The organism is Kitasatospora setae KM-6054 (genome assembly GCF_000269985.1).
Classification (GTDB): domain Bacteria; phylum Actinomycetota; class Actinomycetes; order Streptomycetales; family Streptomycetaceae; genus Kitasatospora; species Kitasatospora setae.
On the sequence record NC_016109.1, the window covers coordinates 8,771,897 to 8,783,278 of the forward strand.

Below are 11,382 nucleotides of genomic sequence, written 5' to 3' on the forward strand. Positions count from 1 at the left end.
CGTGAGCGCCGGGTCCGCCCGCGGCACCTGCCCTCTCCTCGGCTTCCTGGGCGAGGCCGGCGATGACCTTCTCCCAGCAGGCCGGGCAGCCGCACCTGTCGCCCTCGCGGTGCGCCATGCCGCTGCGACCCGCCGCTGTCCGCACGTGGCCGGACAGCGCCTCGAAGGCGGCCTTCCATCGCTCGGCCGACGCCCTGTTGGCCGAGATCTCGGACCGGGCCGAACTGGCTTCCTGCTCGGCCCGCCGCTTGGCTTGGATCATCGGCCAGTTGGGACCGCCGCTGTACCCGTACGACATCCGCTCTCCTCCCGTGCCATCTTCTGGTGGTCCAACACTGCGCAGGCTTCGGTGGACACGCCCGCGCCCCGCACGGAGCAGCTCGGACCTTGCCGGGCAGGAGTGTTCTTCCGCGGGTGCGCCCGCCCGGTGTGCCCGCTCTGGGCGGGCACACCGGGTCGGCCGTCTCAGCGCACGCGGTTGCCGATGGGGCTGGCCAGAGCGGCTGCTTCGGTGTGCAGGAAGTCGCGGAGCCTGTGCCGCAGGGTGGGCAGGGGTGTGGTGGTGCCGAGGCGGAGCAGGAAGTCGGGGACGGTCCAGGTGATGAGGTGGCCTTGGCGGGACAGGTACAGCCCGACGCGGTCGATGCCGAACTCGTCGTCGTAGTCCAGGAGCAGGTAGCCGGCGAGCTGGTAGATCTCCGCGACGCCGAGCTGGCGGGGCCGGGTGGTGGCCTTGCAGTCGATCAGCAGTCCGCCGAGGACGAAGTCGGCGTCCGCGCCGCCGATGTCGCCACTGCCGGCGAACACCGGCCCGCACACCCGCTGCGCCTCGGGCAGTGCCCGCAGCGCGGCGAACGGCTCCTGGGCGAGACGCATCTGTACGGCGAGGTCGTCGGGCACGTAGCTGTCGACCGCGTCGGTGAGGCGGCGCAGGGTGGTGTGTTCGTCGGCCCGGGTGAGGAAGCTGAAGCGATGCACCCGCCCGATGCGGTAGATGTCCTCATAAGAGGCGGCGACGAAGCACAGCCGTGAGAGCGTGTCCTCGTCCAGGTAGGTGCCTTCGCTGTCGAGGTGGCGCCGGGTGAGGTCGAGGAGTTCGACTCCGGCGGTGTGCAGGGCGCTGCGGACCTTCGGGGCAGGCGCTCCGGGCAGCTCCCAGCGCGGGTGCATGGCATCGACACCGGCCGCAACAGCGCCTCCCATGTCCCGGCCGAGGGACAGGCGCAGCCGGTAGTCGATGGCGTGGCCGAGGGCGTCGAACTTCGGGTGGGCGACATCCAGGGGCTGTACGGGACGGGGAAGCGGGGGCAGCCGCTTCAGGTAGTCGCCGGCGACGTGGCGGGCGTCGGGCAGGTGCTGCTCCATGAACCGGGACATGGGGGAGGCGAGGTGCTTGAGCTGCCCGGTGAGACTGAGGTCGAGCAGGGGCCGCCCGCCCGCGCCGGGCCCGGAGGCGAGGGTCTTCTCGTAGGCATCGAGCCAGGCCATGGATTCCATGTCCAGGTGACGGCAGGCGCGGGTGACGGCGACGTAGGCCAGCCGCGCCTCGGGCAGGGACAGCGGGGCCTGCAGTCCGTCCTCGTCGAGGGGCGGCGCCTCGAACCCGCCCGCGATCCGCACGGTGTCCCACTCACGGCCCTTGGCCTTGTGCGCGGTCGACACCGTCACCTTCGCCTGCTCCTCGGGGGTAAGACGCTGGGCAGCGGCGAGGATCGCCTCGGGGCCGTGCGTGTCGACGAGTTGCACGATCGCCTTGAGGTCGGAGCCGGCGCTGTCCTGCTCGACGTACTCCTGCACCTCGCCCCAGGAGGAGAACAGGAACAGCTCCGGATGGCTGGTGCGCTTGCCGGCCTTGAGCTCCAGCGCGGCCTGCGCGATCCGCTCCATTGCCGCACCGCCGCCGGCGAGCGCGACCGGCACGCCGTCGTCGAGGAAACCGATCACCTCCCGCAGAGCGTCGGCATTGGTGCGGCACAGCACCGCGTCGGCTCCCACCACCGGGCCGATCCTCGATTCGGGACCGCAACCGGCCAGGCGCATCGGGGACTCCGCATGGCAGAGCCACCGGTTGGCCACGGCCGCGATCCCCGGGCCGAAGCGGAACGACTGTGTGAGCTCCAGGTGTTCGGCGGGGAACGCGGTCATCACGTCCTTCGCCGCCCGCCAGGCGTAGATCTGCTGTGCGGGATCACCCACGCATACCCGCTGCGCCTTCTGGTTGAGGAAGACCTCCTCCAGCACGGGGTTGGTGTCCTGGGCCTCGTCCAGGAGCACGAAGTCCGCACCCAGCACAGGCGAGGTCAGAGCCCACATCTTCATGTAGTGGTCGTGCTCGAACCGCAGCTCCCCTCCCGGGTCCTGGAGGTCCTCCCACGCCCGCGCCGCGTACGGCAGGAGCTCGCGGGCGACGAAGTCCTGCCCGCCGGTGTCCAGGCCGTTGACCCATTCCAGGTGACGGGCCATCAGCTGACGGTCGGTGGTGTAGCAGAACCGGCGCACCATCCCCATCACCAGGCGGGCCTGGTGCTTGACGGTGATCCTGGTGGAGTTCACCGGCAGGTCCCGGTCGATCCCGAGCCGGCGCGCGGTCTGCCAGGCCGGCACGCGTGCCGAACGGCTGATCCGTTCACGGTAGTTGCGCCCCACGCTCTGGAACGCCAGCGAGTGCGCCGTGCGGCACTCGACGTTCGACCCGAACCGGCTCTTCGCGTCGTCGGCGATCGACTTGTTGAACGCCACGTACAGGCCCCGACGCGGCGTCGACTGTCCCATCAGGACCAGGGTGGACGTCTTTCCCGTCCCGGCACCGGCCACCAGGGCCAGATCGCCGCCGGCGGCGAACATCTCACGGGCCGCCTGCTGCTCGGCGGTGGGCATCAAAACCATGTGTCCTCATCATCGGAAGGCACGCCGCCTGCTGTGGAAGCCCAAGGGCGACGCAGGTCTCGTTGTGGAGCAGAACGGTGTCGGCTTCCGGGCGGGCAGTACCGGATGCTCCTGGTCTCGCCAGTGGTGTCAGCGCTGCCGCGGGATACCGGACACCGGGTGTATTCGCACAACCCGCAGCATCGGGCCGGGCAGGATCACGATGGCATCCTTCGTGTACGTGGGCACGGCGGCACGGTACGACACACCACTGACAACCGGCCCTGGAACTCGCGCGAGGCCGGTGCACACCGGGTGGATCCGCTCCAACAAGGGCACCGCCACCGGGCCGGCCGACCCCGACGACCGAAGATCCGGAGGCGGGGGCGACGCCTCCGCCTGTCGCCCCCGCCTGCCGCCCTGCTCCGACCCGCCAAGAGTGTTACGGCACGAGCGGGTTCTCACGGCTGAGCTCGATGACATGCAGCCGGTCCCGGAACCCGACGGGCAGGTCGTTGTCGACGATGATGACCTGGGAAGGCCGCACCACGGTTGTGCCCTCGCGCACAGCGGTGATGTGTTCGAGGAAGTGGGTGTACAAGCGGCTGATGAGCTGCTGGTCGTCGGTGCCGTAGCCGACGTTCTTGCGAGGGGAGTCGATGACGAGCAGGGTCGGCAGGTCGGTGGCTCCGGTGACAAGGGCGTGGCTGGTGAACGCCATCCGGTAGGCGACATTCAGCACGGTCCGCACCCCGTGCCCGACATTGCTCAGCGGCCCGCGCCGCACCCTCGGCAGGTAGCTGGAACGGTCGATCGCCGCTCCCGGGTCACCCGGCAGCTGGAGGGCGTCGATGATGTGCCGGAAGAAGTCCTCGATCTCCTGCACAGCCACCTGACGCCCCGACAGAGACGCACGATGGTCGGCGAGTTGCTGCTTGACCTCGTCGCGCTCACCGACCGCCCGCTCCAGCTCCTGCTGCAACTCCCGCAGCCGGGCATAGGGCTCCAGCTCCTGCTCGAGCGCGGCACTTTGGGCCTTCGCCGAGGCATGCGCCGCAGCGAGCTGCTCCAAGTGGCCCGCGGCCGGGCCGATCCGCGAAGCCAGATGGGCGTCCAGCTCGGCCTGGGCGGCCGCCAGGTCGGCCTCCTTCCGCCCCTGCTCCTTGGTCGCCGCGGTGGCGGCCTGCTCGGCAGCCAGAAGCTCGGTCTCGGCAAGGCGGAGCAGATCCTGCAACCGCGAGGCGTCCCACCGCTCGGTACACACCCCGCAGAACCCGTCCCCGACCGTACGCCCCGTCAAGTCCCGGGCACAGCCAGGGCACGGGCTGACCAGGCGCGGCCCCGCCTGAGCACGGTGCTGCAGACCCCGAACCCGTCCAACCATGCGCTCCACCTCCGCCCGGGCCTCCGCAGCCACCGACCGGCAGCGCGCCGCGGCCGCCTCCCGCTCGGCGACCTTGCACCGCAGCGGATCCTGCTCGGCGGTCATGGCCCGCTGACGCCCCTTGAACTCCTCCAACGCCACCAGCGTCTCCTGCACGCGTCGCCGGCTCTCCTCCAGATCCTGACGCAGGGCGTGCTCGTCGCGGGCCGCCGCCAGGAACTCCTTGACGTGCTCGACCCGGGCCTGCAGCGGCCGTACGGCATCGAGCAGGACTTTGAGCCGGGCGGTGAGAATCCGCGTGCGCGCATCCGTCAGGTGCAGCAGCAACTCCACCACCGCCTTGTACGACGACGCGCTGTTGGCCCCACCCCTCACCAGCTCACCGCCGTCGACCATGTCCTGGCTCAGGTAGCACAGCGGGTACAGGTGCTCGAACGACAACCGCCCCGCGCCCGCCGACGACACCGCCACCGCCTCCGGCGGGGCGAACAGCTCCGCCAACCCCAGCAGCTCCAACAGCACGTCCCCGACCCGGCGCTGCTTCCCGGAAGGGTCGTACTTCACCACGAGAGTCTCATCGACCTCGCCGCTACGCGGATCGATCAGCTCGACCAGATTCGCACGACTACCCAGACCCCGACGCAGCGCGATACGCATGCCCTCGACCCGCAGAACGACGGTGACGGAGATCAGCCGATCCTTGGGGACCTGGCGCCAATCGACGCTGTAACCGAGCGGATAGGCCAACGCATCCACCAACGTGGTCTTGCCGGTGTCGATCGGGCCGAACACCCCGATCACCGGGTGGTCGAGGTCCACCTCCCTGACCCCGTTGACCGAGGTGAGCACCAACTTCTCGTAGGAGAACTGCCGTGCCATGAAGGCTCCTTCGGCGAATCGCATGTACTTTCGTGCGGGACGCGAACGACCCCGCACGACTGCAACGACCCCACGCCGGAGCCTGTGACGAAGACCCGGGCGAATCCCGTGAACACCGAACAGAACAGTCCGGCGCTCCGCTCCGCACGCGGGCGCACACATGCAAAGGCACGCCGCGATACGCCCCGAAGCAAAACCGCGACCCGGTGATCCGGACCTGTGGCACCGGCGAGGCGGAAGCGGACAGCAGAAGCCCAGACCGTGATCGCGGCGTACCGGCCCACCGCTCGACCGATCAGCCCTGACCACCATCAGCCCGGCAACCGGCCAACACCGCCCGGCTACGCCCGGGAGTAGAGCCGGCCCGCCCCCGCAATGACTGCTGCGACTCGCCGCGCCCACTCCGGATCCCGCCCGGCCGCGCCATCACCTCACCGATGACCGACAAGAGTTGCCGCGAACACCGTGCACGCCCGACCACTGCGTCGGCATGCTGTTCCCACGGATCGAAGAACGGCAGGCAAGGGAGGACACAATGGGGGCCTGGGCCTGGACAGCCCTGTTCGCAGCGGCGGCGGTGTTGGCCGCGCTCGTGTGGTGGACGAACCGCTACCCCGGGGGATGGCGGTTCGCGTTCCACCGCCAGCACGCCGACGACCGAGCCCGCCTCCGTACCAAGCGGGGCAACCTGCGCCGGCTGGAACACGAGGCCGCAGACCGGCTCGCAGCCCTCCGAGCCGCCGTCGACACGGAACGCTCCGCCTACCGCAGCCGCATCGCCCGAGCCGAGCGCCGTCTCGCAATGCTCCGTGACCCCGGCCGCGGCACACTGCACAGCACGATGGGCCCCGTGCAGCTGTACGAGCACCGACTGGTTGTCTCTACCGGCGGGGCGACCCACGAGTACCCACTGGAGGAGATCGCGGTCCGCTGCGAGCGAGCCGACGACATCGGACACCTGCACCTGGTTCTTCCCGACGGCCGACAGCAGGCACTCGACTTCCCCGAGGAAGAGTACGACCCGACGGAACTCACGCAGTTCGCCGCCAGGACGCACGACGCCATAGCCGCTGCCAAACGGGCCACACCACTCCGCTTGGCCAACATCCCCCAAGCGGAAGCCGAACTCGCCGAAGCCGTCGCCGACACCACCCGCCACGAGCAGGCACTCGAACGGCTGGAACAGGGAAAGGCCGAACAAGCAGCCGACACGAAGATCCCCACCGCCCGCCGAGCCCTGGACGAAGAGCTGGACCGCTGGCACAAGATCACCGGAGCCCGTCCGCGCTGACGGAACCAACCGTCAGCGCGGACGGGCCAACTACAGCGGCGCGCCGAGCGGGTACGCCGAACCGGCCACTCACCACGAAGGAACACCGCCTTTAGTACCAGCCGATGACATCGAGATCACTTCGGCCGAGCACCACGACAGTGACGCCGTACACGCAGGCGAAGCCAGCATCCCGGTGGCAGGAGCTGACGGCGGCTCCGTCCACCGCACGCCCGCAGCAGCGAACCATGCAACGGAGCAAGCCAACAGCTGAACGTCCTGCCGTCGACAAAAACGCACTCCCTCGAAACCGGAACACACCCACCACAGAGTCCAGGACGTCCAACTCCAATCGGACCGGCAAGGCGGCCGATCCCGGTTCGAAGTCCTCGAAGGCTGCGTGCACGTCGCAGGCGACCCGCGCTCCGCCGGCCCCTACCGCCCGATCCCTGCTGTCAGCGTCTGGTGATAGACCATCACCACGGTGCGCGGGCAGGAGAGGGACAGGGGCCATGACATCAGGGACAGTGCTGCGCGGCCCGCTGGGCGACGTCGCGCAGCGGGCGGCACGACAGGAGGGCGTTCACGTCGAGGACGCCTACGCGGCAGCCCTGTGCTGGTGGGCAGCGGCCGTGGCCCCCTCTGCAACCCTGCCGACCCGCAGCAAGGACTGGCCCTGCCTGGTATGGGGGGCGTTCCTGACCGGTGACGCCCAGCCCTCCCTGACGACCACGCTGACCGAAGCCGGCCTGGACACCCACCGCTTCCGCCGCCTCACACGCCACCACGACATCACCACCCTCGACAAACTCCGGATCGCCTGGACCAAGGCCTCACGGACCATGGCACCCGGCACCGACTTCTCCATGCTGCTCACCGGTAGCCCCGTCGCCCGCCGCGGGTCGGGAACCTCCTGCGACGACTTCCTCACCTACAAACTGCGCACGGCCTGGGATGGTAGAGAATATCGAGACCCCGGGCACCGGCTCCGCTCCCGCAGGGGTGCACCGGCGCGGAAAGCCGCCAAGGTTGGGGTGCTGTGGGAGATGCCGGCCACCGACTGGCCCTACCGGGCACGCACGGACGAGGCATCCTCCACCCGGTTCCTGATCTTCCTTCGGAAGACGCCGGGGGAGCGCCGAAGCACTCCTGTTCCCGTCCCCCGGCCGTCGGCGGCCTGTAGGGCCGTCGAGGAACTCGTCCGTATCTACGAGGACCTGACGCGACGGCAGGTACCCATGGTGATCACGGACGAGGCCGCCGCGAAGTTCTGGCCGATCCAGCTCAGCGCGGATCAATTCGACGACCTGGGACCAGCAGCCAACCAGTTCGCCCGGCTGGACGCCCACACCCACCGGATCGCGGCGGCGCTCGCACTCGCGGAGGACACGGACGTGGTCACCGGCGGTCACATTGAGGCGGCATGGTCGGTGGTCGCCCGCTCCGCCCTGGACCGGTCCCGACTACTGTGCCCCGACGCCCTCGAACCGGTCAGTGTCGCCCTCGACAAGATCGGAGGTGAAGTCCGCGCCGCAGCAGGATCACCGCGAGTCCTGACCCTGGACGAACTGTCCTGGCGAGGCGGGCACCGCACAGTCCACACGCCCACGGCGGTGCCGGAGCACGCGGTCAGGGATCGCAAGGGCCGTATCACGCGGGACGGCGCCGTCGCCCAAGACGTCAAAGACTGGCATCGCAACCAGTGCCAGATGTGCGGAGACATCCTGCGGATCCCAGGACCGCAGGAAGCGATCAGCGAGGGCGCCCACATCCGCCCCCTGAGCCACGGCGGCCCCGACTACACCGGCAACGTCCTGTGCCTGTGTCCCAGCTGCCACACGCGGTTCGACCACGGAGCCCTCTACCTGACCGACGACCTGCACATCGTGGAGACACTGACCGGCACTGTACGCGGACTTCTGCGCACCGAACCCCGTCACCAGGTCGGCCTCGACTGCGTCCGCTGGCACCGGGCACGATGGGAACAGCACATCCCCCCAGGCAAACGCCCGGCGGTCCCTGACGGCCCGGCAGAGCCACCGGCCCTCCGTGCCGCCGAGCCACTCGCACACTCGGCCCGCCTGGAACACTGAAAATCGTGACCACCTCACCCCACGCCCACCCTCCCGCTCAGGACCCTGCTCCACAGGACGCACCACGCCGTCGGCCGCGTGCGGACCAGCAGGCGGGGATTGCGGCTGCGGCGCGGCAGTTGCGTCGTGCGGGGTCGCGGGCGACGGTGGTGTCCGCGTGCGGGACGGGCAAGACGCTGATCGGTATCCGGGTCGCCGAGGAGGTCGGTTCCCGCCGGGTCATGGTGGTCCTGCCGACGAAGGACCTCGCCGTGCAGACCGCCCTGGCCTGGCGCGCGGACCGGCGCCGCGAGCCGATGGTCCTCATCTCCTCGATGGATGCCACCGCGAGCGCCAGCCTGCAGGCGGCGAACGTCGGCAGTACTGGTGACTTCACCCGCCTCGCCTCCTTGATGAAGAGCGTCGAGCAGCTGACGGTGTTCGTCCTCTACGACAGCCTTCGCAAGATCACCGAAGCCCAACAGGCCCTGCACGCGCCCGCGTTCGATCTCGCGATCATGGACGAGGCCCACCGGATCTCGGGTCACCACGACAAACAGTGGGCAACGGTCCTCGACAACCAGCACATCAAGGCCGACCGCCGCCTGTTCCTCACCGCGACCCCCCGCATTTGGGACAGCCCCGATCTGGCCGAGGACCCCGACAACCCCCACCGCCCCCGCCCGCGGCGACGCCGCACCACCGTCCAACGGGCGCCGATCGACCCCAGGTTGATCAACTCACTAGACAACACCCACCTCTACGGCCCCACCGTCCACCACTACCCCCTCCACCAAGCAGTCGAAGACGGCGTCATCGCCGACTACCGCATCCTCGTCCCCACCATCACCGACACCCACCTCCACCAGCGCCTCCACACCGACACCACCACAGCCGCCAGCACCCGGGCCGGCAGTGCCCCGACCACCGGCACCAGGCCCGGCAACGCCCAGACCGACGACATGAGGACCGGCAACGCCAAGCCGGGCGGCTCCCCGGCCGGCAGTGCGCTGCGCACCACCGCCCTGCACCTCGCCGTCCACAAGGCCATGACCGAGCACCAACTCCACCACGTCCTCGTCTACTTCAACGAGGTCGCCACCGCCCGCGACTTCACCCGCGAATACCCTCACACCCTGCGCCGCCTCCCCCCAGAACTGCGCCCGGCCACCATGCCGAGCGTCCTGCACATCAACGGCGACGACCTGCCCGACGAACGCCAAGCCACCCTGAACGCTTTCACCGCAGCACCGGCCGCGATCCTCACCAACGCCAAGGTCCTCACCGAGGGCATCGACAGCGGAGCCATCGACGCCGTCGTCATCGCCGACACCACCCGCAGCGTCGTTCGCTGCGTCCAGGCCCTCGGCCGCGCCCTGCGCAAGCCCGCCGGCGCTGACAAACTCGCCCACCTGATCATCCCCGCCTACATCCCCGAAGGCGCCGACCCCACCGACATCCTCGGCACGCCCTACGAACCGGTCTGGGCGATCGCCACCGCGCTGCGCAGCCACGACCACCGGATCGCCGAGCGGCTGCCGAACCGGGCGAACCGGCTGCCGGGGGAGGTGCGTGAACTGGTCAGGCGCCGCTGGCGCTTCGACTACGACACCCACCCGGAGGTGATCGCTAGGGCGATGGACCTTGTCTCCTTCGACCCCGCCCGCATCAGCACCAGGCCCCGCCTCAAGGGCTTGGCCTCCGCCCAGGCGTACCGCGACGAGCACGGTCACCTCGCCGTCCCGCACGAGTACGTTGACCCCTACGGCTTCACGCTGGGCGAGTTCGTCTCCGGTCAGCGCAGCGCCCACCAGCGCGGCGAGCTCCCGCCCGAGTGGATCGCCGAACTCGACGCCCTCGGCATGATCTGGAGCGTCCCCGACGCCCAGTGGCAGGCCAACCTCACCACCGTCACCGCCTACCACCAGCAGACCGGCCACCTCGCCATCCCCACCACCGACCCCGGCGGCCGCTTTCTCGCCGAACAACGCGCCCAGGCCGCCCGCGGCCAACTCGCTCCCGAACGCACCGCCGACCTCGAGAACATCGACCCCCACTGGCGCCTGCTCCACGGCCCCGACTGGCACCGCAAATACGCAACCCTCCGCACCCACCTGCGCGCCGGCCACGACCCCGCCGAACTCCACCCCGACAGCGTCCTCGTGGGCATCAGGATCGGCCCCTGGCTGCAACGCCAGACCACAGGCTGGGCCAAACTCCACCCCGACCAGCAGCGCCTGCTCACCGAGATCGGCCTCACCCCGGCCAGCAGCCCCCTGCCGCGGCTGGCCCGCACCCGCCGGACCTTCCGTCAGAACACCGACCTCCTCGAAGCGTTCCTCGTCCGTGAGGAGGGTCGGCTCCCCGAAGCCCGCGAGAGCATTATCGTAGACGGCGAGAAGATCGCGATCGGTGCCTGGCTCGCCAAGGCCAGAAGCAGAGCGCGCAGCGGCGCCCTCCGAGCCGAAGACCGGGCCACGATCACCGGTCTCCTCGGTGAGGAATGGGCAGCCGCTCCGGACACCGCATGACCCCGGAGGGACGGGAGTAGAACTCCGAACTGCGGGAAAAAATCTGCTAAGGCAACAGACCTCGGAGAGCCACCGCTACCCCGCCGAGAAGCCCGCCACCGGAGTAGGGGAGCGGGCCGCCAAGAGGTGTAGACCAATTGGTTCAGACCAATCAGAGCCCAGCCACCCCCACCTCCAGCCAGCTCCGGCCGAAGGCCGGACAACCCCAACCACAATGCCACCATGCCCATCTCACGAAATCCCAGCCATCCAGGGGCCGTGGAGCGAAGCGGAACGGACCCAGGCCGAGCGCGAAGCGCCGGCCGCACCCCCGCGAAGCGGTGGTGCCGGACACGCGGAGCGGGTCCGCGCTCCGCGCGGAGCGCGGACCCGCTCCGCGGG

At 69.8% G+C, this 11,382-nt stretch carries 5 protein-coding genes and 1 pseudogene; 4 read left to right on the top strand and 2 right to left on the bottom strand.

The window, feature by feature from the left end; genetic code table 11:
* Positions 1-465: 465 nt before the first annotated feature.
* Complete coding sequence (locus tag KSE_RS46280; RefSeq protein ID WP_014133182.1) at positions 466-2,877, bottom strand: UvrD-helicase domain-containing protein; 2,412 nt, start codon at positions 2,875-2,877, stop codon at positions 466-468.
* A gap of 430 nt (positions 2,878-3,307) precedes the next feature.
* Positions 3,308-5,128, bottom strand: coding sequence for a hypothetical protein (locus tag KSE_RS37895; RefSeq protein WP_014133181.1), 1,821 nt, complete (start codon positions 5,126-5,128; stop codon positions 3,308-3,310).
* Positions 5,129-5,618: 490 nt separating this feature from the next.
* Between KSE_RS37895 and KSE_RS37900 the strand changes: the two genes are divergently transcribed.
* From KSE_RS37900 to KSE_RS46455, 4 genes and pseudogenes are all read left to right on the top strand, one after another.
* Positions 5,619-6,419, top strand: a complete 801-nt coding sequence (locus KSE_RS37900) for a hypothetical protein (protein ID WP_148283034.1) — start codon at positions 5,619-5,621, stop codon at positions 6,417-6,419.
* Positions 6,420-6,925: 506 nt separating this feature from the next.
* Complete coding sequence (locus tag KSE_RS39235) at positions 6,926-8,491, top strand: HNH endonuclease (RefSeq protein WP_051055066.1); 1,566 nt, start codon at positions 6,926-6,928, stop codon at positions 8,489-8,491.
* Between the two features lie 5 nt (positions 8,492-8,496).
* Positions 8,497-9,087 (top strand): annotated as a pseudogene (locus KSE_RS46450) (DEAD/DEAH box helicase family protein); the annotation flags it as partial.
* Positions 9,088-9,519: 432 nt separating this feature from the next.
* Positions 9,520-11,001, top strand: coding sequence for a Helicase associated domain protein (locus KSE_RS46455; protein WP_407927481.1), 1,482 nt, complete (start codon positions 9,520-9,522; stop codon positions 10,999-11,001).
* Positions 11,002-11,382: the final 381 nt, after the last annotated feature.